21 protein-coding genes and 1 riboswitch are annotated in these 23,930 nt (G+C 70.8%); of the genes, 13 read left to right on the top strand and 8 right to left on the bottom strand.

Annotation, left to right across the window (positions count from 1 at the left end; all coding sequences use genetic code 11):
• The first annotated feature begins 103 nt into the window (after positions 1–103).
• The 3 genes from pyrH (at position 104) to RLT58_RS09555 (ending at position 2,593) form a co-directional block, all read left to right on the top strand.
• Positions 104–880 carry a UMP kinase gene (pyrH, locus tag RLT58_RS09565; RefSeq protein WP_311309979.1) on the top strand — a complete coding sequence of 259 codons (777 nt, stop codon included), beginning with the start codon at positions 104–106 and terminating at the stop codon, positions 878–880.
• Positions 881–950: 70 nt separating this feature from the next.
• Positions 951–1,508, top strand: a complete 558-nt coding sequence (gene frr, locus RLT58_RS09560; RefSeq protein ID WP_093899080.1) for a ribosome recycling factor — start codon at positions 951–953, stop codon at positions 1,506–1,508.
• A complete protein-coding gene (locus RLT58_RS09555; RefSeq protein WP_311309978.1) occupies positions 1,508–2,593 on the top strand; it encodes a phosphatidate cytidylyltransferase in 1,086 nt (361 codons plus the stop codon). Before frr ends, RLT58_RS09555 begins: the two co-directional genes overlap by 1 nt.
• A gap of 72 nt (positions 2,594–2,665) precedes the next feature.
• On the opposite strand, the gene RLT58_RS09550 is transcribed toward RLT58_RS09555, so the two are convergent.
• Positions 2,666–3,184: a hypothetical protein gene (locus tag RLT58_RS09550; RefSeq protein WP_311309977.1), complete on the bottom strand. Its 519-nt coding sequence runs from the start codon at positions 3,182–3,184 to the stop codon at positions 2,666–2,668.
• A 138-nt stretch (positions 3,185–3,322) separates the two neighbouring features.
• Here RLT58_RS09550 and rlmN point away from each other — a divergent pair, with 138 nt between their 5' ends.
• From rlmN to RLT58_RS09530, 4 genes are all read left to right on the top strand, one after another.
• Positions 3,323–4,429 carry a dual-specificity RNA methyltransferase RlmN gene (rlmN, locus tag RLT58_RS09545; RefSeq protein ID WP_311309976.1) on the top strand — a complete coding sequence of 369 codons (1,107 nt, stop codon included), beginning with the start codon at positions 3,323–3,325 and terminating at the stop codon, positions 4,427–4,429.
• A gap of 41 nt (positions 4,430–4,470) precedes the next feature.
• Positions 4,471–4,587, top strand: a riboswitch (TPP riboswitch).
• 80 nt (positions 4,588–4,667) lie between these two features.
• Entirely contained in the window at positions 4,668–5,771 is a 1,104-nt protein-coding gene (locus tag RLT58_RS09540) for a thiamine ABC transporter substrate-binding protein (RefSeq protein WP_311309975.1), read from the top strand.
• Between the two features lie 86 nt (positions 5,772–5,857).
• Entirely contained in the window at positions 5,858–7,471 is a 1,614-nt protein-coding gene (locus RLT58_RS09535) for an ABC transporter permease (protein WP_311314455.1), read from the top strand.
• A gap of 2 nt (positions 7,472–7,473) precedes the next feature.
• Positions 7,474–8,499, top strand: coding sequence for an ABC transporter ATP-binding protein (locus RLT58_RS09530; protein ID WP_311309974.1), 1,026 nt, complete (start codon positions 7,474–7,476; stop codon positions 8,497–8,499).
• A gap of 68 nt (positions 8,500–8,567) precedes the next feature.
• On the opposite strand, the gene RLT58_RS09525 is transcribed toward RLT58_RS09530, so the two are convergent.
• The 4 genes from RLT58_RS09525 to RLT58_RS09510 all read right to left on the bottom strand — a co-directional run bounded on the left by RLT58_RS09525 (position 8,568) and on the right by RLT58_RS09510 (position 12,585).
• Positions 8,568–9,755 carry a hypothetical protein gene (locus RLT58_RS09525; protein ID WP_311309973.1) on the bottom strand — a complete coding sequence of 396 codons (1,188 nt, stop codon included), beginning with the start codon at positions 9,753–9,755 and terminating at the stop codon, positions 8,568–8,570.
• Positions 9,737–10,474, bottom strand: coding sequence for an ABC transporter ATP-binding protein (locus RLT58_RS09520; RefSeq protein ID WP_311309972.1), 738 nt, complete (start codon positions 10,472–10,474; stop codon positions 9,737–9,739). Before RLT58_RS09520 ends, RLT58_RS09525 begins: the two co-directional genes overlap by 19 nt.
• 255 nt (positions 10,475–10,729) lie before the next feature.
• Positions 10,730–12,109, bottom strand: coding sequence for an aspartate aminotransferase family protein (locus RLT58_RS09515; RefSeq protein ID WP_311309971.1), 1,380 nt, complete (start codon positions 12,107–12,109; stop codon positions 10,730–10,732).
• Positions 12,094–12,585 carry an Lrp/AsnC family transcriptional regulator gene (locus RLT58_RS09510; protein ID WP_311309970.1) on the bottom strand — a complete coding sequence of 164 codons (492 nt, stop codon included), beginning with the start codon at positions 12,583–12,585 and terminating at the stop codon, positions 12,094–12,096. The genes RLT58_RS09515 and RLT58_RS09510 overlap by 16 nt, the downstream gene beginning before the upstream one ends.
• A 178-nt stretch (positions 12,586–12,763) precedes the next feature.
• Here RLT58_RS09510 and RLT58_RS09505 point away from each other — a divergent pair, with 178 nt between their 5' ends.
• From RLT58_RS09505 to RLT58_RS09485, 5 genes are all read left to right on the top strand, one after another.
• Positions 12,764–14,203, top strand: coding sequence for a gamma-aminobutyraldehyde dehydrogenase (locus tag RLT58_RS09505; protein ID WP_311309969.1), 1,440 nt, complete (start codon positions 12,764–12,766; stop codon positions 14,201–14,203).
• A 191-nt stretch (positions 14,204–14,394) separates the two neighbouring features.
• Positions 14,395–15,558: an ABC transporter substrate-binding protein gene (locus tag RLT58_RS09500; RefSeq protein WP_311314454.1), complete on the top strand. Its 1,164-nt coding sequence runs from the start codon at positions 14,395–14,397 to the stop codon at positions 15,556–15,558.
• A gap of 291 nt (positions 15,559–15,849) precedes the next feature.
• Positions 15,850–17,628, top strand: coding sequence for a glycosyl hydrolase family 28-related protein (locus RLT58_RS09495; protein ID WP_399131207.1), 1,779 nt, complete (start codon positions 15,850–15,852; stop codon positions 17,626–17,628).
• A gap of 42 nt (positions 17,629–17,670) precedes the next feature.
• A complete protein-coding gene (locus RLT58_RS09490; RefSeq protein ID WP_399131205.1) occupies positions 17,671–19,596 on the top strand; it encodes a glycosyl hydrolase family 28-related protein in 1,926 nt (641 codons plus the stop codon).
• A gap of 106 nt (positions 19,597–19,702) precedes the next feature.
• Positions 19,703–20,248: a hypothetical protein gene (locus tag RLT58_RS09485; protein WP_311309968.1), complete on the top strand. Its 546-nt coding sequence runs from the start codon at positions 19,703–19,705 to the stop codon at positions 20,246–20,248.
• A gap of 35 nt (positions 20,249–20,283) precedes the next feature.
• Here the strand turns inward: RLT58_RS09485 and RLT58_RS09480 are convergent, their stop codons facing one another.
• From RLT58_RS09480 to RLT58_RS09470, 3 genes are read right to left on the bottom strand one after another with little or no spacing between them, the layout of a single operon-like run.
• On the bottom strand, positions 20,284–21,117 hold the full coding sequence (locus RLT58_RS09480) for an SAM-dependent methyltransferase (RefSeq protein ID WP_311309967.1): 834 nt from the start codon (positions 21,115–21,117) through the stop codon (positions 20,284–20,286).
• 37 nt (positions 21,118–21,154) lie between these two features.
• The gene (locus tag RLT58_RS09475; protein WP_311309966.1) at positions 21,155–21,868 is read right to left on the bottom strand and encodes a glycerophosphodiester phosphodiesterase; all 714 of its coding nucleotides are present in this window, start codon (positions 21,866–21,868) and stop codon (positions 21,155–21,157) included.
• A gap of 24 nt (positions 21,869–21,892) precedes the next feature.
• Positions 21,893–22,927: an adenosine deaminase gene (locus RLT58_RS09470; RefSeq protein WP_311309965.1), complete on the bottom strand. Its 1,035-nt coding sequence runs from the start codon at positions 22,925–22,927 to the stop codon at positions 21,893–21,895.
• Between the two features lie 125 nt (positions 22,928–23,052).
• Between RLT58_RS09470 and RLT58_RS09465 the strand changes: the two genes are divergently transcribed.
• A complete protein-coding gene (locus RLT58_RS09465; RefSeq protein ID WP_311309964.1) occupies positions 23,053–23,889 on the top strand; it encodes a DUF4190 domain-containing protein in 837 nt (278 codons plus the stop codon).
• The last annotated feature ends 41 nt before the right edge of the window (positions 23,890–23,930 follow it).

Raw genomic sequence — 23,930 nt, 5'->3', positions numbered from 1 at the left:
ACACCGCCGTACGACCGCAGATCTGACGAGGAGGCCATTGCCGCTGAGGGACACCAGACCCACCGGCAATGGCCTTCTTCGTATGTGCACGAGGAGAATTCCCATGAACAAGGGCGCGGACGCCGCACACGGTGACCACAAGCGCGACGACGGCAAGGTGCCCGGACGCTTCATGCTGAAGCTGTCCGGCGAGGCGTTCGCCGGTGGCGGGGGTCTCGGTGTCGATCCCGATGTCGTGCACGCCATCGCCCGCGAGATCGCGGCCGTCGTCCGGGACGGCGCGGAAATCGCGGTCGTCATCGGCGGCGGCAACTTCTTCCGCGGCGCCGAGCTCCAGCAGCGCGGCATGGACCGGGCGCGCTCCGACTACATGGGCATGCTCGGCACCGTCATGAACTGCCTCGCCCTCCAGGACTTCCTGGAGAAGGAGGGCATCGACTCCCGCGTCCAGACCGCCATCACCATGGGGCAGGTCGCGGAGCCGTACATCCCGCTGCGTGCCGTACGGCACCTGGAGAAGGGCCGCGTCGTCATCTTCGGCGCCGGCATGGGCATGCCGTACTTCTCCACCGACACCACCGCGGCCCAGCGCGCCCTGGAGATCGACGCCGAGGGCCTGCTGATGGGCAAGAACGGCGTGGACGGCGTCTACGACTCCGACCCGAAGACCAACCCCGGAGCCGTGAAGTTCGACGCGCTGGAGTACAGCGAGGTGCTCGCCCGCGATCTCAAGGTCGCCGACGCCACCGCCATCACGCTCTGCCGTGACAACCAGCTGCCGATCCTCGTCTTCGAGCTGACCGCCGCCGGCAATATCGCCCGCGCCGTCAAGGGTGAGAAGATCGGCACGCTCGTGAGTGACCAGGGCACCCGGGCCTGACAAACCGGGCGACGCAGGATCCGCCGGGCCCGAGCACTCCGGGCCCATTCAAGACACGCAGGAGCACGTGGTGATCGAAGAAACCCTCCTCGAGGCCGAGGAGAAGATGGAGAAGGCCGTCGTCGTCGCGAAAGAGGACTTCGCCGCGATCCGCACCGGCCGTGCGCACCCGGCGATGTTCAACAAGATCGTCGCCGACTACTACGGCGCGCTGACCCCGATCAACCAGCTGGCCTCGTTCTCGGTGCCCGAGCCCCGTATGGCCGTCGTGACGCCGTTCGACAAGAGCGCGCTGCGCAACATCGAGCAGGCCATCCGCGACTCGGACCTCGGTGTCAACCCGAGCAACGACGGCAACATCATCCGGGTGACCTTCCCCGACCTCACCGAAGAGCGCCGTCGCGACTACATCAAGGTCGCGAAGACCAAGGCCGAGGACTCCAAGATCTCGATCCGGGCCGTCCGCCGCAAGGCCAAGGAGACGCTCGACAAGCTGGTCAAGGACAAGGAGTCCGGCGAGGACGAGGTCCGCCGCGCCGAGAAGGAGCTCGACGACACCACCGCGAAGTACGTCGCGCAGGTGGACGAGCTGCTGAAGCACAAGGAAGCCGAGCTGCTCGAAGTCTGATGAACGACTCCTCCTGGGGCGTCCCGCAGGGCGCCGGCCACCGGGCCGCTCCCGAGATGCGGGCCGCTCCGGCGGGTCCTGCATACGATGTGCATGACGCCCAGCAGACTCGGCCCATGCCCATCGTGCCGGACGTTCCCGACGCAGGTAGAGACGCTGACGACCGTGATGACCGGGACCAGGGGGCCGGACGCCTGAGCGGCGGCCCCCTGTTCCGTGACGAGAAGCCGCAGGAGCCCATGTCCACCGCGCCGCCACCCCCGCAGAAGAAGCGTGCGGGCCGTGATCTGGGAGCCGCCATAGGGGTCGGCCTGGGGCTCGGCGTCGTCGTCGCGGCCTCGCTCTTCATCGTGAAGGCCGTCTTCGTCGGGGTGATCGCCGTCGCCGTCGTCGTCGGCCTGTGGGAGCTCACCTCCCGGCTCGAGGAGCGCAAGGGCATCAAGGCGCCGCTGGTGCCGCTCGCGATCGGTGGCGCGGCGATGGTCGTCGCCGGGTACGCGCGGGGCGCCGAGGGTGCCTGGGTCGCGATGGCGCTGACCGCCCTGGCGGTGCTCGTCTGGCGGATGACCGAACCGCCGGAGGGCTACCTCAAGGACGTCACGGCAGGCGTCTTCGCCGCGTTCTACGTGCCTTTCCTGGCCACCTTCGTCGCGATGATGCTGACCGCCGACGACGGACCGCAGCGGGTCCTGACCTTCCTGCTGCTGACCGTGGTCAGCGACACCGGCGCGTACGCCGTCGGCTGGCGGTTCGGCAAGCACAAGCTCGCACCCCGCATCAGCCCCGGGAAGACCCGGGAGGGCCTGTTCGGAGCCGTGGCCTTCGCGATGGTGGCCGGCGCGCTGTGCATGCAGTTCCTGATCGACGACGGTTCCTGGTGGCAGGGGCTGCTGCTCGGCCTCGCCGTCGCCGCCAGCGCCACCCTCGGCGACCTGGGCGAGTCCATGATCAAGCGGGACCTCGGGATCAAGGACATGGGCACGCTGCTGCCCGGCCACGGCGGGATCATGGACCGGCTGGACTCCCTGCTGCCGACCGCGCCGGTGGTCTGGCTGCTGCTGGTCGTCTTCGTCGGCTCCGGCTGAGCATTTGCCGGCACGGCAACGCGTGAGGGCCCCCGTCCGCGGACGGGGGCCCTCACGCGTGTTTCTCCGGTGTCAGCCGCGCTCGCGCAGGGCCGAGCGCATGTGGTGGTGCATCTCCATGGCCCGGCGGCGCATCCACAGGATCCAGGTGCAGAACACGACCACCCCGACGGCGAAGACCACGGGGAAGGCCGGCGAGCCGGTGGTGGCACCGAGGACGAGCATGCCGACGGCGACCAGGCCCAGCCAGTACGGCAGCCACCGGCCGCCCCGCTCCATCTTCCCGAGCTGCTCGTCGACCAGCCGCCGCATCATCGCGCGCTCCTCGGGGTCCCGGGGCACCTCACGGCGGCGGATCCTGCGGTTGAGGTCGACGACCGCACTCGGCCGCGCCCCGGTCGCCCGGCTGGTCCTGCGCCGCTGGTACGCCAGGATGCCGATGACCACGGCGGTGCAGAGCAGGCTCTGCACCGCCCATAACGCCGGATGATCGTCCCGGCGGAACACGGCACCGAGGCCCAGCCCCAGGACGAAGAGCACGAGGGCCTGCGCGGCCAGGCTGTGGTTGAACCAGTGCTTCACGGTGTGCACGACGGATACCTCCTGCGAAGTCGGCGGGCTGTCCCTGTCTCTCCGGATACCCCGTCGGGGCCCGCGCAGCGGTACCGCGAGGGCCCCGGCCGACGAGGGGCAGGGGCACCTCCGCGTGTCTGCGACACTGGAAGAACCATGCCTAAGCCCGGAGAACTCACTTTCGTCGCGCCCCGCGGAGCCAAGAAGCCGCCGCGGCATCTCGCCGACCTCACGCCCGCCGAGCGCAGGGAGGCCGTCGCCGCGATCGGCGAGAAGCCCTTCCGCGCCCAGCAGCTCTCGCAGCACTACTTCGCGCGGTACGCGCACGACCCGGCGGAGTGGACCAACATCCCGGCCGGATCGCGGGACAAGCTCGCCGAGGCGATGTTCCCCGACCTGATGTCGGTGGTCCGGCACATCAGCTGCGACGACGACACCACCCGCAAGACGCTGTGGAAGCTGCACGACGGGACGCTGGTCGAGTCCGTCCTGATGCGCTATCCCGAGCGCGTCACGATGTGCATCTCCTCGCAGGCCGGCTGCGGGATGAACTGCCCGTTCTGCGCCACCGGACAGGCCGGTCTCGACCGCAACCTGTCCACCGCCGAGATCGTCCACCAGATCGTGGACGGCATGCGGGCGCTGCGCGACGGCGAGGTCCCGGGCGGTCCGGCCCGGCTCTCCAACATCGTCTTCATGGGCATGGGCGAGCCGCTGGCCAACTACAACCGCGTGGTCGGCGCGATCCGCCGGCTGACCGACCCCGAGCCCGACGGCCTGGGGCTCTCGCAGCGCGGGATCACCGTCTCCACCGTCGGCCTCGTCCCCGCGATGCTCCGGTTCGCCGACGAGGGCTTCAAGTGCCGTCTCGCCGTCTCGCTGCACGCCCCGGACGACGAGCTGCGCGACACCCTCGTCCCGGTCAACACCCGGTGGAACGTCAACGAGGTCCTGGACGCCGCGTGGGAGTACGCGGAGAAGTCCGGCCGCCGCATCTCCATCGAGTACGCCCTGATCCGCGACATCAACGACCAGGCGTGGCGGGGCGACCGGCTCGGCCGCCTCCTCAAGGGCAAGCGCGTCCACGTCAACCTGATCCCGCTGAACCCGACCCCGGGCTCGAAGTGGACCGCCTCCCGGCCCGAGGACGAGAAGGCGTTCGTCGAGGCCATCGCCGCCCACGGCGTGCCCGTCACCGTCCGGGACACCCGCGGCCAGGAGATCGACGGGGCCTGCGGACAGCTGGCGGCATCCGAGCGCTGAGGCCCACGGGGGCCGTGTAGCCTGGGGCCGAAATCAACTTCATATTCCGACAGGGGAGCGCCACAGCGCTGAGAGTGCGGCACCAAGGACAGGTTGGCCGCAGACCCTCTGAACCTCGCCCGGGTCATTCCGGGTAGGAAGTTCGGACCTTACTCAAGCTGTTGCGCCCTGCCCGCTTCCGGTTTCCACCGGCGCGGGCAGGGCCGCGTCTCTTCCTGGTCACTCCAGGAGGAATCACATGAGCACCACCCAGAAGATCGCGGTGACGGCCCTCGCCGCCGCGCTCGGCGCGACCGCGCTGGCCGGCTGCGGAAGCTCCGACGACAAGGCCTCCGGTACCGGCGGCACCAACGGCACCGGCTCCAAGACCGTCACGCTCGTCAGCCACGACTCCTTCAACGCCTCCAAGGGCGTGCTGAAGGAGTTCACCCGCGAGACCGGCTACACCGTCAAGGTGCTGAAGAGCGGTGACGCCGGCGCCGCCCTCAACCAGGAGATCCTGACCAAGGGCTCGCCGCGCGGCGACGTGTTCTTCGGCGTCGACAACACCCTGCTCTCCCGCGCCCTCGACAACGGCCTGTTCACGCCGTACGAGGCCAAGGGCATCGACAGGGTCGCGGCCGACGTCCAGCTGGACGCGGACAAGCACCGGGTCACCCCGGTCGACACCGGCGACATCTGCGTCAACTACGACAAGAAGTACTTCGCCGACAAGAAGCTCGCGCCGCCGCGGACCTTCGCCGACCTGGCGAAGCCCGCGTACAAGGACCTGCTGGTCACCGAGAACGCCGCGACCTCCTCGCCCGGCCTCGGCTTCCTCCTCGGCACGGTCGCCACGTTCGGCGAGGACGGCTACCAGGGCTACTGGAAGAAGCTCAAGGACAACGGCGTCAAGGTCGTCGACGGCTGGGAGCAGGCGTACAACGAGGAGTTCTCCGGCTCCGCCGGAGGCAGGAAGGCCAAGGCCGACCGGCCGCTCGTCGTCAGCTACGCCTCCAGCCCGCCCGTCGAGGTGCTGTACGCGGATCCGCAGCCGAAGACCGCCCCGACCGGCGTCGCCACCGGCACGTGCTTCCGCCAGATCGAGTTCGCCGGGCTGCTGGACGGCGCGAGGAACGAGGCGGGCGGCAAGGCCCTGCTGGACTTCCTGATCAGCAAGAAGTTCCAGGAGGACATGCCGCTCAACATGTTCGTCAGCCCGGTCGCGAAGGATGCGAAGGTGCCCGCGCTCTTCACGAAGTTCGGTGCCACCGCCGAGAAGCCGGCGACCGTCGCCCCGGACACCATCGCCAAGAACCGTGAGCAGTGGGTCCAGTCATGGTCCTCGCTCGTAGTGAAGTAGCGAAGACACCCGTACGCGGACCGGGCGCGCGCGGGAGGTCCGCACGCGCCCGGGCCCGGCGCGGGAGCGCGGTGCGGCTCGGCCTGATGGCCGTGCCCGTCGCGTTCTTCGCGCTGTTCTTCGCCTATCCCGTCGCCGCGATCGTCGGACGCGGCCTCAAGGCGGACGGGGTCTGGCAGTTCGGCCGGTTCGGCGAGGTGCTGGCCCGGCCGGACATCCGCGACGTCCTCTGGTTCACTCTCTGGCAGGCGCTCGCCTCGACCGCGCTGACCCTCCTGATCGCCCTGCCGGGCGCGTATGTCTTCGCCCGGTTCGACTTCCCCGGCAAACAGCTGCTGCGGGCCGTCGTCACGGTGCCGTTCGTGCTGCCGACCGTCGTCGTCGGCACGGCCTTCCTCGCCCTGCTGGGGCGCGGCGGCTTCCTCGACGAGCTGTGGGGCGTCCGGCTGGACACCACGGTGTGGGCGATCCTGCTCGCCCATGTGTTCTTCAACTACGCGGTCGTCGTCCGCACCGTCGGCGGGCTCTGGTCGCAGCTCGACCCGCGCCAGGAGGAGGCCGCGCGGGTCCTGGGGGCCGGACGGTTCGCCGCCTGGCGGCGCGTCACCCTGCCCGCGCTCGGCCCGGCCGTGGCCGCCGCCGCGCTGATGGTCTTCCTGTTCACCTTCACCTCCTTCGGCGTCGTTCAGATCCTCGGTGGCCCCGGCTACTCCACGCTTGAGGTGGAGATCTACCGGCAGACCGCCCAGCTGCTCGCCCTGCCCACGGCCGCCGTGCTGACGCTCGTGCAGTTCCTCGCGGTCGGCGCCGTCCTCGCCGTGCATGCGTGGACCGTGCGGCGCAGGGAGAGCGCGCTGAAACTGGTCGACCCGGCGCAGACGGCCCGCAGACCGCGCGGTCCGGGCCAGTGGGCGCTGCTCGCCGGTGTCCTGCTGACCGTGCTGGTCCTGATCCTGCTGCCGCTCGCCGTCCTGGTGGAACGCTCGCTCGACGTCTCCGGCGGCCATGGCCTCGCGTACTACCGCGCGCTGGCGTCGGCGGACGCGAACAGCGGTACGTTCCTGGTCGCGCCCATCGAAGCCATCGGGAACTCGCTGCGCTACGCCCTGGTCGCGACCCTCATCGCGCTGGTCGTCGGGGGACTGGCAGCCGCCGCCCTGACCCGGCGGGCGGGACGGCTCGTCCGGGGCTTCGACGCGCTCTTGATGCTGCCGCTCGGGGTCTCCGCCGTCACCGTCGGCTTCGGCTTCCTGATCACCCTGGACAAGCCCCCGCTCGACCTGCGGACCTCCTGGATCCTGGTGCCGCTCGCCCAGGCCCTGGTCGGGGTGCCCTTCGTCGTACGGACCATGCTGCCGGTCCTCAGGGCGGTGGACGGGCGGCTGCGCGAGGCGGCGGCGGTGCTCGGCGCCTCACCGCTGCGGGCCTGGCGCGAGGTGGACCTGCCACTGGTGCGCCGGGCGCTGCTGGTCGCCGCCGGGTTCGCGTTCGCCGTGTCGCTCGGGGAGTTCGGGGCCACCGTCTTCATCGCGCGGCCCGACAACCCGACGCTTCCGGTGGCCGTCGCCCGGCTGCTGGGGCGGTCCGGGGAGCTCAACTACGGCCAGGCGATGGCCCTCAGCACCATTCTGATGCTGGTGTGCGCGGTGTCGCTGCTGCTGCTCGAACGTATCCGCACGGACCGATCCGGGGAGTTCTAGAGATGCTGACACTCGAATCGGCCACCGTCCGCTTCGGCGAGCGGGCGGCGCTGGACCGGGTGGACCTGGAGGTCGCCGACCACGAGATCGTCTGTGTCCTCGGGCCGAGCGGCAGCGGGAAGTCCACCCTGCTGCGGGTGGTGGCCGGACTCCAGGAGGCGGACGGCGGCCGGGTGCTGCTCGACGGCGCGGACCAGGCCGGGGTGCCCGTGCACCGGCGCGGGCTCGGCCTGATGTTCCAGGACCACCAGCTCTTCCCGCACCGGGACGTCGGCGCCAACGTCGCCTTCGGGCTGCGGATGCACGGCGTGAACCGCGCCGAGCAGGACCGCAGGGTCGCCGAACTCCTCGATCTGGTGGGCCTGCCCGGCGCCGGACGGCGTGCCGTCGCCGCGCTCTCCGGCGGGGAGCAGCAGCGCGTCGCCCTCGCCCGCGCGCTCGCCCCGAGCCCCCGGCTGCTGATGCTGGACGAACCGCTCGGCCAGCTCGACCGCAGCCTGCGCGAACGGCTCGTCGTCGAACTGCGCACGCTCTTCGGCCGGCTGGGCACGACCGTGCTCGCCGTCACCCACGACCAGGGCGAGGCCTTCGCACTGGCCGACCGGGTCGTCGTGATGCGCGACGGACGCATCGCCCAGGTGGGCACCCCGCTGGAGGTCTGGCAGCGCCCCGCCTCCGCCTTCGTCGCCCGCTTCCTGGGCTTCGACAACGTGGTGGAGGCGACCGTCACCGGGGAGGCGGCGGACACGGACTGGGGCAAGGTGCCGGTCCCGGCCGGTTCCGCGCAGGGGGCGTGCGATCTGCTGGTACGCCCGGCAGGGGTACGGATCGGTTCCCCGCAGGACGGGCTGCGCTGCACCGTGGGCGCGCGCACCTTCCGGGGCACCCATGTCGCCGTGAAGCTGCACCCCGAGCACGGGCCGGTCCTGGACGCCGAGTGCTCGCTGCGCGGCACGCCCGACGAGGGAGCGAGGGTCGGGGTCACCTTCGACCCGGCGGAGAGCGTCGTCCTGCCCGCCCTCTTCTGACTCATGGCTCATGACTCATGACTCGTGACCGGCAGCCGGCCGGGGGAGCGCCCCCGGCCGGCCGCCGGTCACGGGGTCAGCGGCAGCGCGGCCAGTTCGGCGATCGCCCAGGTGAGCGGGGCGAAGACCAGCAGCAGCGCGGCGGCCCGCAGGGCGGTGGCCGCGCGCAGCGCCGAGGCGGGCGCGCCGAGCCGCAGCAGCGCCCTGGCGGTCTCGGCACGGGCCTGCTTCGCCTCCAGGGCGGAGGTCAGCAGCGTCGCCGTGGTGCAGCCGATGACGAGCACCGCGCCGAGCGCGGTGAGCGGGCCGAAGGGCCGGGGCCCGGTCCCGTACAGCGCGAAGGCGGCGATGACGGCCGAGAGGACCGCGCAGACGACGCCCAGCGGGCGGCCGATCCTGCGCGCCTCGTCCATCAGGACCCGGCCCGCCAGCAGGCGTACGGCTCCGGGGCGGGCCGTCTGGAGCAGCCGGCCGCAGAGGTGGGTCAGGCCGGGGCCCGCCGTGGCCAGCCCGATCGCCGTCAGCGTCCATCCCACGAGCACCCAGGCGGGGGTCGAGTCGAGCTTGCCCGGGAGCGGGAAGGGGCTGCCGGGCGCGCCCCGGCTCGCGTACGCCTCGACGGCGAGACCGGCGGCGGTCAGGGCCACACCCCAGGGCAGCCCGGTCGGCGGGGCGGCCGGGGCGGCGGGGGCCTCCTCGGCCGGCACCAGGTCCTCGGTGTCGTCCGGCGCGCCCGCGGCCCGCACGGGACGGGTGCGCAGTGCCAGCGCGCTCGCGGTGGCCGCCGCCGCGGGCACCAGGGTCAGCAGCAGGAGAACGGCGGCCGGCGGCAGCGGGGCGTCCGCGCCGAGCAGTTCGGCGGCCGCGCCGTCGAACGGCAGTCCGTACAGGTCGCCGCGCAGATGGAGGAAGAAGAGCAGCGCCACCATCGAGCCGAGGGTGCACGAGACGGCCGTGGAGACCGCGGCGAGCACGCTCAGCCGCACCGGGCCGAGGCCGACGGCGGACAGGCCGGATCGGGGCCGGGTGCTCGGGTCCGTGCGGGCCACCGCGACGGCGAACTGCACCGTGGCGGCCAGCGGGACGAGGCACCACAGCAGCCGCAGCACCGAGCCGGCCGAGTGCGCGGGGTGCCCGGCGGCGTAGCCGAGGGTGCACAGCAGCAGGAAGCCGACTCCGGCGGACGCGGCGGCGACCATCAGCCGCCGGACCAGGACCAGGGGATGGGAGCCGCGGGCTAGACGGAGAGCGAGCACGCCGCGCGGCCCTCCGGATCGGATACGGCGGGCAGGGCGACCGTGGCGACCCGGCGTCCGTCCAGCAGTGGCACCGCGCGGTCGGCGAGCGCGGCGATCTCGGCGTCGTGGGTGGCGAGGACCACCGTGATGCCGTGCGAGCGGGCCGCGCTGGTCAGGGTCCGCAGGACGTGGGTGCGGTCCGTGCGGTGCAGCGTGGCGGTCGGCTCGTCGGCGAAGATCACCGTGGGGGCGGCGGCCAGCGCGCGGGCCACCGCGATCCGCTGGCGCTGGCTCTGCTGGAGGGTGTGCGGGCGCTTCTTGGCGCACATGCCGATGTCGAGGCGCTCCAGCCACTCCATGGCGGCCTTCTTGGCCTCCCGGTGCGAGGAGCCGCGCAGCAGCAGCGGCAGCGCGGTGTTCTCCCAGGTGTTCAGCTCCGGGACGAGCTGGGGTTCGGGGGCGATCCAGCCGAACCGGTCGCGGCGCAGCCGCTCGCGGAGCCGGGGGCCCATGGTGTGGACGGGGACGCTGTTGAACCACACCTCGCCCTGCTGGGGCACCAGCTGCCCCGAGAGGCAGTGCAGCAGGGTCGTCTTGCCGCTGCCGCGCGGCCCGGTCACGGCGAGGATCTCGCCGTCCCGGATCCCCAGGGACACTCCGCCGAGCGCGGGTGAGCCGTTGTGGGAATGCTGCAGGGAACGCGCCCAGATCACGTCGTTGTCCGGCGGGGCCACCATGGCGTACACCTCGGTTCAGATCAGATATCCCGTTCCCCCGTACGGGGGAACGAAGAGGGGGCCGATCGGTCACTCGGCACCGTAAGGATTCGGATCGCGGTGTGCGCACAGCACGCGGCCCGGGTGCGCCTCTTCCCACTCGAATGGGCGCATCCGGGCCGCGTGGACCGTATGAAATGACCGCTGCGGGACCGACGGGGGACGGTCAAGCGGAGGTCAAGCCGGGGTCGGTCGATCACCCGGCCGAGTGCTCGCTCAGAGCTTCGTCCAGGCCTCCGTCAGCACGGACCGCAGGATGCCCTCGATCTCGTCGAACGTGGCCTGGTCGGAGACCAGCGGCGGCGCGAGCTGGACGACCGGGTCGCCCCGGTCGTCGGCCCGGCAGTACAGCCCGTTGTCGTACAGCGCCTTGGAGAGGAAGCCGTACAGGACGCGCTCGGTCTCCTCGTCGGTGAAGGTCTCCTTGGTGGCCTTGTCCTTCACCAGCTCGATGCCGTAGAAGAAGCCGTTGCCGCGGACGTCGCCGACGATCGGCAGGTCGAGCAGCTTCTGGAGCGTGGTGAAGAACGCGTTCTCGTTGTCGAGGACGTGCTGGTTGAGGCCCTCGCGCTCGAAGATGTCGAGGTTGGCGAGGCCGACCGCGGCGGAGACCGGGTGGCCGCCGAAGGTGTAGCCGTGCAGGAAGGTGTTGTCGCCCTCGTAGAACGGCTCCGCGAGCCGGTCCGAGACGATGCAGGCGCCGATCGGCGAGTAGCCGGAGGTCATGCCCTTGGCGCAGGTGATCATGTCCGGTACGTAGCCGAACTTGTCGCAGGCGAACATCGTGCCGAGACGGCCGAAGGCGCAGATGACCTCGTCGGAGACGAGCAGCACGTCGTACTGGTCGCAGATCTCGCGGACCCGCTGGAAGTACCCGGGCGGCGGCGGGAAGCAGCCGCCGGCGTTCTGCACCGGCTCCAGGAAGACCGCGGCGACGGTCTCCGGGCCCTCGAAGAGGATCTCCTGCTCGATCTGGTCGGCGGCCCAGCGGCCGAAGGCCTCGGGGTCGTCGCCGTGGATCGGGGCGCGGTAGATGTTGGTGTTCGGCACCTTGTGCGCGCCGGGGACCAGCGGCTCGAAGGGGGCCTTGAGGGCCGGCAGACCGGTGATGGACAGGGCGCCCTGCGGGGTGCCGTGGTAGGCGACCGCGCGCGAGATGACCTTGTACTTGGTCGGCTTGCCCCTGAGCTTGAAGTACTGCTTGGCCAGCTTCCAGGCGGTCTCGACGGCCTCGCCGCCACCGGTGGTGAAGAAGACCTTGTTGAGGTCGCCCGGCGCGTAGTCGGCGAGGCGCTCGGCGAGCTCGACGGCCTTCGGGTGGGCGTAGGACCACACCGGGAAGAAGGCCAGCTCCTGGGCCTGCTTGTACGCGGCCTCGGCGAGCTCGTGGCGGCCGTGGCCGGCGTTGACCACGAACAGGCCGGACAGCCCGTCGAGGTAGCGCTTGCCCTGGTCGTCGTAGATGTAGGTGCCCTCGCCACGCACGATGGTGGGAACGGGCGCGTTCTCGTAGTCCGACATGCGGGTGAAGTGCATCCACAGGTGGTCGTACGCGGTCCGGCTCAGGTCCTTGCTCACGGCTATCGGGTTCCCCACATGTAGGTCTGCTTCTTGAGCTTGAGGTAGACGAAGCTCTCCGTGGAGCGCACGCCGGGAATGGCCCGGATGCGTTTGCTGATCGTCTCCAGCAGGTGGTCGTCGTCCTCGCAGACGATCTCCACCATCAGGTCGAAGGAGCCCGCGGTCATGACCACGTACTCGCACTCGGCCATGGCCGACAGGGCCTCGGCGACGGGGTCGAGGTCGCCCTCGACATTGATCCCGACCATCGCCTGCCGCCGGAACCCCACGGTGAGCGGGTCGGTGACGGCGACGATCTGCATCACGCCCTGGTCCAGCAGCTTCTGGACGCGCTGGCGCACGGCCGCCTCGGAGAGGCCCACGGCCTTGCCTATCGCGGCGTACGGGCGGCGCCCGTCCTCCTGGAGCTGCTCGATGATTGCGAGGGACACGGCATCGACCGCTGGGGACGATCCGCTCCCGTTCCTGGAGTCTGCGCTGCGACTGGCCACGGGGCCACTCTGCACCGGGACGGCCCGTCTCGCAACCCTCGATCGATGAAATTCGTTGTCGAAGGGCTCAAAAGTCACCGAATCCGAAGTTCGCGGCGGGTAGGTATGTCGAAAGCGACACCCGAACGACTAGGCTGGGCTGTCTCACCCATTGGACTTCAGATCAGGAGGGGTGGCTGTGACCGCCGAGGTACGCCGTCTGCGCAACTACATCAACGGGGAGTTCCGGGACGCCGCCGACGGGCGGACGATCGACGTGGTCAACCCGGTGACGGAAGAGGTCTACGCGACCTCGCCGCTCTCCGGCCCCGCCGACGTCGATGCCGCCATGGAGGCCGCCGCGGCGGCGTTCCCCGCCTGGCGCGACGCCACGCCCGCCGAGCGCCAGCGCGCCCTGCTCAAGATCGCCGACGCCTTCGAGGAGCGGGCCGAGGACCTCATCGCGGCCGAGTCCGAGAACACCGGCAAGCCGCTCGGGCTGACCCGCACCGAAGAGATCCCGCCGATGGTGGACCAGATCCGCTTCTTCGCGGGTGCCGCCCGGCTGCTGGAGGGCCGCTCGGCCGGCGAGTACATGGAGGGGCTCACCTCCATCGTCCGCCGCGAGCCGGTCGGGGTCTGCGCGCAGGTCGCGCCGTGGAACTACCCGATGATGATGGCCGTCTGGAAGTTCGCCCCGGCGCTCGCCGCGGGCAACACCGTCGTGATCAAGCCGTCCGACACCACCCCGGCGTCCACGGTGCTGATCGCCGAGATCATCGGGCAGATCCTGCCCAAGGGCGTCTTCAACGTCATCTGCGGCGACCGGGACACCGGCCGCGCGATGGTCGAGCACCGGACCCCGGCGATGGCCTCCATCACCGGCTCGGTACGGGCCGGGATGCAGGTCGCCGAGTCGGCGGCCAAGGACGTCAAGCGGGTCCACCTGGAGCTCGGCGGCAAGGCGCCCGTCGTCGTCTTCGAGGACATCGACATCGCCAAGGCCGTCGAGGACATCTCGGTCGCGGGCTACTTCAACGCCGGACAGGACTGTACGGCCGCGACCCGCGTCCTGGTCCACGAGTCCATCCACGACGAGTTCGTCACCGCGCTGGCCAAGGCCGCCGCCGACACCAGGACCGGGCTGCCGGACGACGAGGACGTGCTCTACGGCCCGCTCAACAACGCCAACCAGCTGGCCCAGGTCAGCGGCTTCATCGAGCGCCTCCCGGCCCACGCCCGGGTCGAGGCGGGCGGCCACCGCGTCGGCGACAAGGGCTACTTCTACGCCCCGACCGTCGTCTCCGGCCTCAAGCAGGACGACGAGATCATCCAGCACGAGGTCTTCGGTCCGGTCATCACCGTCCAGTCCTTCACGGACGAGGCCCAGGCGCTGGAGTGGGCCAACGGCGTGGAGTACGCCCTGGCCTCCTCGGTGTGGACCAAGGACCACGCCCGCGCCATGCGCATGTCCAAGAACCTCGACTTCGGCTGTGTGTGGATCAACACCCACATCCCGCTCGTCGCCGAGATGCCGCACGGCGGGTTCAAGAAGTCCGGCTACGGCAAGGACCTCTCCGCCTACGGCTTCGAGGACTACACCCGTATCAAGCACGTCATGACCTCCCTCGACGGCTGACCGTCGCGGCAGCGGTACCAGGTACGGCCCCGGGCGCACTGTGCGAGTGCCCGGGGCCGTATCCGTGTCCCGGCCCCGCCGTCCTCGACAGGGTGTGCGCCGCCGGGGGCCTCGGCTGGACGGTTGGTCCATTGCCCGCCGCACCGGCCGGCGCGCATGCTGCGCGGGTGCGAGCGATCCCGAACCACCCCATGTCCCGCCGGTCCCTGCTCCGCGCCCTCGGGGCGGGGGCGGCCGGTGTCACGCTGGCCGGCTGCGGGGTGCCCGCCGCCTATGTGCAGCCCGGTGACCGCGCCGGACGCGACGACTCCGCGGGCGACCACACCCTGCACTTCGCCAACTGGCCGCTCTACATCGACACCGACGACGACAACACGTCGAAGCGGCCCACCCTCGACGCGTTCAGCAAGCGGACCGGGATCTCCGTCACGTACACCGAGGAGATCAACGACAACGACGAGTTCTTCGGCAAGATCAGCCCGGCGCTGATGAACCACCAGCAGACCGGCCGCGACCTCGTCGTCATCAGCGACTGGATGGCCGCGCGCTTCGTCCGGCTCGGCTGGGTCCAGGAGATGGACCGGGCCAAGCAGCCCAACGTGGCCAAGTACCTCGACCCGCAGCTGCGCTCGCCCGCCTTCGACAAGGGCCGCAGGCACAGCGTGCCGTGGCAGTCCGGGATCACCGGCATCGCGTACAACCGCAAGAAGCTCGGCCGCGAGATCAAGCACATGAGCGACCTGTGGGCGGACGACCTGCGCGGCAAGGTCACCCTGCTGTCCGGGCTCGACGAGGCGTTCGCCCTGCTCATGCAGGGCAACGGCGTCGACATCACCCGCTGGAAGGGTGACGACTTCTATGCCATGTGCGACCAGGTGGAGAAGCTGGTGAAGACCAAGCACATCCGCCGCTTCACGGGCAACGACTACATCAAGGACCTGTCCACCGGTGATGTGCTGGCCTGCCAGGCCTACTCCGGCGACGTCATCCAGCTCCAGGCGGACAACCCCGAGATCGAGTTCGTGGTGCCCGAGGAGGGTGCCGAGCTCTGGGCCGAATCGCTGATGATCCCCAACCTCGCCCGCCACAAGCGCAACGCCGAGAAGCTCGTCGACTACTACTACGAGCCCGAGGTCGCCGCCGAACTCGCCGCCTGGGTCAACTACGTCTGCCCGGTGCCCGCCGCCCGCGACATCCTGGCCTCCTCCAAGGACGAGGACACGGCCGCGCTCGCCGAGGACCCGCTGATCTTCCCCGACGACGCGATGCGCAAGCGGCTGGCGATCGCCCGTGACATCACGTCGGAGGAGCGCACCGAATTCGCCAAGAAGTGGAACAGCGTCGTCGGCCTGTGAGGCCGCGCCCGGAGCGCCCGTGACGAGGGGCGTCTGCCGGTACGCACGAGGATGAACGGCACCACGCGGAACGCGCGTGGTGCCGTTTCGCTGTGGGGTGGCCGGGCTCCTTTCGCCGGCCCGGCCGACGCGCGCCTCCCTGGCAGTTGGTTGTTTCAGCTCCCTGTCGAGAATTTGCATTATCCGCGCGACATCTTGTGTTCACGTGTTCGTGATGCTTGAGTGTCAGGCGCTTCCCTCTCCTCCCACAGCCCCCACCAGGAAGCGCGGTCACAGATGAATTGGAGTGTCATGCGCACGTCATCCCCCACGACAACCCCCACACGCGGTGCGTACGTTCTCGGCGTCGCGGTCGCCCTCGTGGCCACCGTCATCGGCGTCACCGGTCCGGCCTCCGCCCAGCGGGCCCCGGAGCCCCGGGCGGCCGCCGCGGCAGGCGCCACGCTTCCCTTCGGCTCCACCGAGGCGGAGTCCGCCACCACCACCGGGCAGAAGATCGGCCCCGACCACACCCAGGGCACCCTGGCCTCCGAGGCCTCGGGCCGGCAGGCGGTACGCCTGGACGCCGGGCAGAACGTGGAGTTCACCCTCGACCGGGCGGCCAACGCCGTGAACGTCGCCTACAACGTGCCCGACGGACAGAGCGGTTCGCTCGCCGTCTACGTCAACGGCACCCGGCTCGACGCTTCCCTGGCCGTCACCTCCAAGTACAGCTACGTCGACACCTCCTGGATCGCCGGCGCCAAGACCCATCACTTCTTCGACAACGCCCGCCTCCTGCTCGGGCGCGACCTCCAGGCGGGCGACACGGTGCGGCTGGAGGCCGTCTCCACCGAGGTCACCGTCGACGTCGCCGACTTCGAGCAGGTCGACGGGCCCGCCGCCGCACCCCCGGGCGCGGTCTCCGTCGTCGGCAAGGGCGCCGACGCCACCGGACAGCAGGACTCCACGCAGGCCTTCCGCGACGCGATCACCGAGGCGAAGGCCGGCGGCGGCACCGTGTGGATCCCGGCAGGCGACTTCAGGCTCGACTCCGAGCTCAGCGGCGTCGAGAACGTGACCATCCAGGGCGCCGGCAGCTGGCACTCGGTCGTGCACGCCTCACGGTTCATCAACCAGAGCGGCTCCGCGGGCAAGGCCGTCATCAAGGACTTCGCGGTCATCGGCGAGGTCACCGAGCGGGTCGACAGCAATCCCGACAACTTCGTCAACGGCTCCCTCGGCCCGGACTCCCGGGTCAGCGGCATGTGGCTCCAGCACCTCAAGGTCGGCCTCTGGCTCACCGGCAACAACGACAACCTGGTCGTCGAGAACAACCGGATCCTCGACACCACCGCGGACGGCCTGAACCTCAACGGCAGCGCCCACGGCGTCCAGGTCCGCGACAACTTCCTGCGCAACCAGGGCGACGACTCGCTCGCCATGTGGTCGCTGAACGCCGCCGACACCGACTCCGTCTTCGCGAACAACACCATTTCCCAGCCCAACCTGGCGAACGGCATCGCGATCTACGGCGGCAGCGACATCACCGTCAAGGACAACCTGATCAGCGACACCAACGCCCTCGGCAGCGGCATCGCCATCTCCAACCAGAAGTTCGCCGATCCCTTCTTCCCCCTCGGCGGCACCATCACGGTCTCCGGGAACACTCTCGTACGCACCGGTGCCGTCAACCCCAACTGGGGCCACCCCATGGGCGCGCTGCGCGTGGACGCGTACGACAGCGCCATCGAGGCGCAGGTGAAGATCACCGACACCACCCTCACGGACAGCCCCTACAGCGCCTACGAGTTCGTCTCGGGCGGCGGCACCGGCCGGGGCGTCGAGAACGTGACCGTCGACGGGTCGTCGGTGGACGGGGTCGGCACGGTCGTCGTCCAGGCGGAGACGCCGGGCGCCGTGACGATGTCGAACGTCACGGCCACCGGCGTCGGCGCGGCAGGGGTCTACAACTGCCCGTACCCCGAGGGCTCGGGCACCTTCACCCTCACCGACGGCGGCGGCAACTCCGGCTGGGACAGCACCTGGGACGACTGCTCGGCCTGGCCCGAGCCGGACAGCGGGAACTGAGGCGTGTCCGCACCACCCCCTCCCCACACCGAAAGGAACGCTGTGACCAGGAGAGACCGGAGCCGGCGGGCCATCGCCCTCGCACTCGGCGCCACCCTGACCGCCGCCTGGCTGCTGCCGGCCGCCGCACACGCGGCGCCGGCACCAGGACCGGCCGCCGCCGCGGCCGACCGGGGCGCCGCGACCCCGTACACCGAGTACGAGGCGGAGGACGGCACCTACGACGGCACCTTGCTGGAGACGGACGCCACCCGCACCTTCGGGCACACCAACTTCGCCACCGAGTCCTCGGGGCGCAAGTCGGTACGCCTGGACACCACCGGCCAGTACGTGGAGTTCACATCGGCCGGCTCCACCAACTCGATCGTCGTCCGCAACTCGATTCCCGACGCGCCGGGCGGCGGGGGCCAGGACAGGACGCTGAGCCTCTACGCCGACGGCACGTTCGTGCAGAAGCTCGACCTGTCGTCCAAGCACAGCTGGCTGTACGGCAGCACGGACGACCCGGAAGGCCTGACGAACACCCCCGGCGGCGACGCGCGGCGGCTGTTCGACGAATCGCACGCCCTGCTCGACAAGACCTACCCCGAGGGCACCACCTTCCGCCTTCAGCGGGACTCCGGTGACGACGCCGCGTACTACGTCGTCGACCTGGTCGACCTGGAGCAGGTGGCGCCGCCGGCGAGCAAGCCCGACGCGTGCACCTCGATCACCGAGTACGGCGCGGTCCCCGACGACGGGAAGGACGACACGGACGCCATCCAGAAGGCCGTCACCGCCGATCAGAACGGTGAGATCGACTGTGTGTGGATCCCGGCCGGGCAGTGGCGCCAGGAGCAGAAGATCCTCACCGACGACCCGCAGGACCGGGGTCAGTACAACCAGGTCGGTATCCGTGACGTCACCGTCCGAGGCGCCGGGATGTGGCACTCCCAGCTGTACTCCCTGACCCCGCCGCAGGACGCGGGCGGCATCAACCACCCGCACGAGGGCAACTTCGGCTTCGACATCGACGACAACACCCAGATCTCGGACATCGCGATCTTCGGTTCCGGCACCATCCGGGGCGGCGACGGCAACGCCGAGGGCGGCGTCGGTCTCAACGGCCGGTTCGGCAAGAACACCAAGATCACCAACGTGTGGATCGAGCACGCCAATGTCGGGACCTGGGTCGGCCGCGACTACAGCAACATCCCGGAGCTGTGGGGCCCCGGTGACGGCCTCGAATTCAGCGGGATGCGCATCCGCAACACCTACGCGGACGGCATCAACTTCACCAACGGCACCCGCAACTCCTCCGTCACCGACTCCTCCTTCCGCAACACCGGGGACGACGCGCTGGCGGTATGGGCCAGCAAGTACGTCAAGGACCCCGCCGTGGACATCGGCCACGACAACGTCTTCAGCGGCAACACCGTGCAACTGCCCTGGCGGGCCAACGGCATCGCCGTCTACGGCGGCTACGGCAACAGGATCGAGAACAACCTGGTCTACGACACCATGAACTACCCGGGCATCATGCTGGCCACCGATCACGACCCGGTGCCCTTCTCCGGCGAAACCCTGATCGCGAACAACGGGCTCTACCGCACGGGCGGGGCGTTCTGGAACGAGGACCAGGAGTTCGGCGCGATCACCCTGTTCGCACAGGGCCCCGACATCCCCGGCGTCACGATCCGTGACACCGACATCCAGGACTCGACGTACGACGGCATCCAGTTCAAGACCGGCGGCGGCGCCATGCCGGATGTGAAGATCAGCAATGTGACGATCTCCGGCTCCGCCAACGGCTCCGGGATCCTCGCCATGGGCGGCGCGCGGGGCAGCGCGACGCTCACCGATGTGACGATCAGCGGCTCGCGCGACGGGGACGTCCTGGTCGAACCCGGATCGCAGTTCGTCATCGACACGGGCACGGGCACGGCCCGGACCGCCGGCGGGACGCGGGGCGGCGGCCAGGCACGGTAACGACCTGCCGCTCCACCGGGCCGCCCTGATCCGCACCGGATCCGGGCGGCCCCCGCCCTGGCGGGCCGGTGCAAAGAGCCGGCAAAACCCGGCGTACGCTGCGGATATGAGCGAGCGACGCGCCCTGCAGAGGCGTATACGCGTGTGGTTGGCCGTCTTCGTCATCTGTCTGGTTCTGAGCGGGCTGACCGCCTTCCCGCTCGTCCACGAACTGCGCTGGACCGAGGACCTGCTGAGCTCCTCGGCCTCGCCCGTCCCCGAGCACTTCCCCGCCCTGATGGAGTGGATCACCCGGGTCCGCACCGGCCTCGACACGGCCGACGCCGAGTACCCCTTCGTCCTCTACGGCACCGACTGGCTGGCCTTCGCCCACCTCGTGATCGCGGTCGCCTTCTACGGCCCCTACCGGGATCCGGTCCGCAACATCTGGGTCATCGAATTCGGCATGATCGCCTGCGCCGGGATCATCCCGCTCGCGCTGATCTGCGGGCCCATCCGCGACATCCCGTTCTGGTGGTCGGTCATCGACATGTCGTTCGGTGTCTTCGGAGTCATCCCGCTGCTGATCGTGCACCGCAAGATCAAGCGGCTGGAGGCCCTGGAACGGACCCCGGAAGCGGCGCCCGCGCCGGAGGCCGCTGCGGTCGGCTGAGCCGGCCGGAGCCCCCGCCGTGCGGTGGGGAATGGTCAGCGCTTCCGCGCCACCGCGCCGAACTGCGCCACCTCGGGCTCGGCCGTCCCCGGTGACGGGCGCCAGCGGGCGCAGGAGACGATGCCAGGCTCCACCAGGTCGAGGCCGGTCAGGAACGAGGCGAACTCGAAGCGGGTGCGGGCGGTGATCGGGGGTGTGGCGTTCTCGTTCCAGAACCGCATCGCCGCCTCGTTGCCCTCGCCGCCCAGCTCGAGGGTGGGGTGGGTGAGGACCAGATAGCTGCCGGAGGGCACCGCGTCCATCAGCACACGGACGACGCGCGTCGCCTCGTCCGTGTCGAGGACGAAATTCAGGATGCCCAGCAGCATCACGGCGACCGGCCGCCGAAGGTCCAGGGTCGGCTGGGCGGCCCTCAGGATCAGCTCCGGGCGGCGCGCGTCCGCGTCGACGTACTCGGTCGCGCCCTCCGGGGAGCTGGTGAGCAGCGAGCGGGCGTGCGCCAGGACGATCGGGTCGTTGTCGACGTAGACGACCCGGGCGTCCGGGGCGGTGTGCTGGGCGACCTCGTGGGTGTTGTCCGCCGTCGGCAGACCGGTGCCGATGTCCAGGAACTGGCCGATCCCCGCGTCCCCGGCCAGATACCGCACCGCCCGGCCCAGGAACGCCCGGTCGGCCCGCGCCACCTCGCCGATGCTCGGGTACATGGCGGTGACCTGGTCGCCGACCGCGCGGTCCACGGGGAAGTGGTCCTTGCCGCCGAGCCAGTAGTTCCAGACCCGGGCGTTGTGCGCGACATCGGAACGGACCCGGGCGGGGAGGGAGTTGCTGCGGGGCGTGGTCACGTCTGCTCCTTGGCGCCGGCCTGGCATCGGGGACGATGAGGTGCCGTCCATGATGCCGGACCGATCAAGTCGCGTCGCCGCCCGCGGACTTGAGGATCAGCCGGTGCAGGACGTCGACCCGGTTGGTGGTGACGGAGTCCACGCCCGCGCGGATCAGCCGGCGCATCGTCCGACCGGTGTCCGCCGTCCACGCCGAGACCAGCAGCCCGTCCCGGTGGTTGCGGTCCGTCAGCTCGCGGCTCACCAGCCCGAACCGGTAGTTCAGCCAGCGCGGCCCGATCGCCTCCAGCAGCCCCGCCCGGGGCGGGGCGAGCGAGGTCCAGGTCATCGCGATCTCGGCGGACGGGTCGGCCGCGCGCACCCGCAGCATGGCCTCGGGCCCCGCGCAGTAGTAGGCGCGCTCACCGGCCCCGCACTCGCGGACCACCCCGACCGTCCTGCGCACGGACTCGTCCGTGGAGCCGGGCAGATCGACCATCACCCGGTGCGCCCCGACGGCGAGCAGGGCATCGCGCAGGGTGGGCACCCCGCCGCCGGTCAGCTCGGTCACCTCCTGGTGGGTGAGCCGGTCCAGCCGCACGTCATGGCCCCACAGCCGTTCCAGTGTGGCGTCGTGCAGCAGGACCGGCACCCCGTCGCGGGTGACCCGGACATCGATCTCGACCGCGTCCGCCCCCCGTTCGAGGGCGGAGCGGATCGAGGGAAGGGTGTTCTCGCGGAACCGGTACGGATCGCCGCGATGCGCGACCGCTGTGACGGGAGTGAGAGGGGTGACCATGGGCCCATTGTCACCGCAGGGGTGTCACCGGCCCGTGCGCGCGAGCCAGTCCGTCGTGTACGTGTCGATCTCGGCGGCCAGCGTGCGCTTGCCGGCCGGGTCGAGGAAGGACGCCTCGACCGCGTTCTTCGCGAGCGCGGCGAGACCCCGCTCGTCGAGGCCGAGCAGCCGGGCGGCCACCGCGTACTCGTTGTTGAGGTCCGTGCCGAACATGGGCGGGTCGTCGCTGTTGATCGTGACCAGCACGCCCGCCCGGACCATCTCCCCGACCGGGTGCTGCTCGATGTCGGCCACCGCGCGGGTCGCGATGTTCGAGGTGGGGCACACCTCCAGCGCGATGCGGTGCTCGGCGAGGTGGTCCAGCAGCTTCGGGTCGCGCACCGAGCTGGTGCCGTGGCCGATGCGCTCCGCGCGCAGATGGGTCAGGGCGTCCCAGACGGTCTGCGGTCCCGTGGTCTCCCCGGCGTGCGGCACGGAGTGCAGGCCCTCGGCGATCGCCCGGTCGAAGTACGGCTTGAACTGGGGCCGGTCCACCCCGATCTCGGGGCCGCCGAGGCCGAACGAGACGAGTCCTTCGGGCCGCAGGTCCACGGCGAGCCGGGTGGTCTCCTCGGCGGCCTCCAGACCGGCCTCGCCCGGAATGTCGAAGCACCAGCGCAGCACCACACCGAGCTCCGACTCGGCGGCCTTGCGGGCGTCCTCGATGGCTTCCATGAAGCCCTGCTCGGGAATGCCCCGGCGGGTCGAGGAGAACGGGGTGACGGTCAGCTCCGCGTAGCGGATGTTCTGCCGCGCCATGTCGCGGGCGACCTCGAACGTCAGCAGCCGGACGTCCTCCGGGGTGCGGATCAGGTCCACGACCGAGAGGTAGACGTCGATGAAGTGCGCGAAGTCGGTGAAGGAGAAGTAGTCGGCCAGCGCCTCGGGGGCGGTGGGGACCTTGGAGTCGGGGTGGTGCGCGGCGAGCTCGGCGACGATCCGGGGCGAGGCCGAACCGACGTGGTGGACATGGAGCTCGGCCTTGGGCAGCCCCGCGATGAAGGGGTGCAGATCGGTCATCGGTTTCTCCGGGGAGCTGGGACGGTGCGGTGTCCCGGGTCGCCGTCGGAACCGGGGCAGGGACGGGAGTCATCGTAGGACGGGGGCCGGGCCGTAGCATGACCGCATCACGATGGGGGAGGCCCATGTCAGACAACACAGAGCAGCCGGCGGACGGGGCCGCACCGCGCGATCCGTGGGCTCCGCCGGACAATCAGGGCAACCCGGGATATCCGGGCAGCAAGGTGCCGCTGGACAAGAGCACCGAGGACAGCCGCCCGCCGACGGACGGCGCCACCGGGGGCGGCCTGCCGCCGACCGTGCACGACCAGCAGACGGTCACCTCGATGCCGAGCGCCGGTACGGGACCCCTCCCGACGGCCGGCTTCGGCGCACCGGAGGCGGGGCAGCCCTCCGGCACCGGCGCGATACCCGCGCCGCCCGTCGGACCGAACGGTCCCGGACAGCCGGCCCCGCCGACCGCGGGGCAGTACGGCTACCCGGCCCCGCCGCAGTACGGCTATCCGGCGGCCCAGGGCCCGCAGGCCCCGCAGGCCCAGTACGGCTACCCGGCCGCGCAGCCGCAGTACGGCGACTACCCGGGATACCCCGGGTACGGCCAGGCCGGGTGGGGCGGGCCGCAGCCCGCGAACGGGATGGGCATCGCCTCGCTGGTGCTCGGCATCATCGCGGTGGCCGGCTTCTGCCTGTACGGCCTCGGCATCATCCTCGGCGTCCTCGCGCTGATCTTCGGGATCCTCGGCCGCGGCCGGGCCAACCGGGGTGAGGCCAACAACGGCGGTGTGGCCCTGGCCGGCATCATCCTCGGCTCGGTCGGCATCGTCGTCAGCGCGGCGTTCCTGGGCTTCTTCGTCTGGGCCGTCACCACGGACGACTTCGACGAGAGCCGCGCACCGGTCCACGCACCGGTCTCGGTGTCGGTGGCCGCCGACGCGGGGCAGCACCTCCCGCTGGGGGTGTGACCGGCCCGTCGCGGCGTGCCGCACAACGGCCCGCGGGGCGG

It is taken from the genome of Streptomyces sp. ITFR-16 (genome assembly GCF_031844705.1).
Taxonomy (GTDB): Bacteria; Actinomycetota; Actinomycetes; order Streptomycetales; family Streptomycetaceae; genus Streptomyces.
The sequence above is the reverse complement of the archived record's forward strand: the minus strand, read 5'-3'. Positions and strand labels throughout refer to the sequence as shown.

Bases quoted from the DNA above. Each gene is read 5' to 3' on its own strand.
- pyrH (WP_311309979.1), top strand. From the start codon at position 104: ATGAACAAGGGCGCGGACGCCGCACACGGTGACCACAAGCGCGACGAC.
- RLT58_RS09540 (WP_311309975.1), top strand. From the start codon at position 4,668: ATGAGCACCACCCAGAAGATCGCGGTGACGGCCCTCGCCGCCGCGCTC.
- RLT58_RS09530 (WP_311309974.1), top strand. From the start codon at position 7,474: ATGCTGACACTCGAATCGGCCACCGTCCGCTTCGGCGAGCGGGCGGCG.
- RLT58_RS09475 (WP_311309966.1), bottom strand. From the start codon at position 21,868: ATGGTCACCCCTCTCACTCCCGTCACAGCGGTCGCGCATCGCGGCGAT.
- RLT58_RS09480 (WP_311309967.1), bottom strand. From the start codon at position 21,117: ATGCCAGGCCGGCGCCAAGGAGCAGACGTGACCACGCCCCGCAGCAAC.
- RLT58_RS09520 (WP_311309972.1), bottom strand. From the start codon at position 10,474: ATGGTGGCCCCGCCGGACAACGACGTGATCTGGGCGCGTTCCCTGCAG.
- RLT58_RS09500 (WP_311314454.1), top strand. From the start codon at position 14,395: ATGTCCCGCCGGTCCCTGCTCCGCGCCCTCGGGGCGGGGGCGGCCGGT.
- RLT58_RS09495 (WP_399131207.1), top strand. From the start codon at position 15,850: ATGCGCACGTCATCCCCCACGACAACCCCCACACGCGGTGCGTACGTT.
- RLT58_RS09485 (WP_311309968.1), top strand. From the start codon at position 19,703: ATGAGCGAGCGACGCGCCCTGCAGAGGCGTATACGCGTGTGGTTGGCC.
- RLT58_RS09465 (WP_311309964.1), top strand. From the start codon at position 23,053: ATGTCAGACAACACAGAGCAGCCGGCGGACGGGGCCGCACCGCGCGAT.
- RLT58_RS09470 (WP_311309965.1), bottom strand. From the start codon at position 22,927: ATGACCGATCTGCACCCCTTCATCGCGGGGCTGCCCAAGGCCGAGCTC.
- RLT58_RS09535 (WP_311314455.1), top strand. From the start codon at position 5,858: ATGGCCGTGCCCGTCGCGTTCTTCGCGCTGTTCTTCGCCTATCCCGTC.
- RLT58_RS09555 (WP_311309978.1), top strand. From the start codon at position 1,508: ATGAACGACTCCTCCTGGGGCGTCCCGCAGGGCGCCGGCCACCGGGCC.
- rlmN (WP_311309976.1), top strand. From the start codon at position 3,323: ATGCCTAAGCCCGGAGAACTCACTTTCGTCGCGCCCCGCGGAGCCAAG.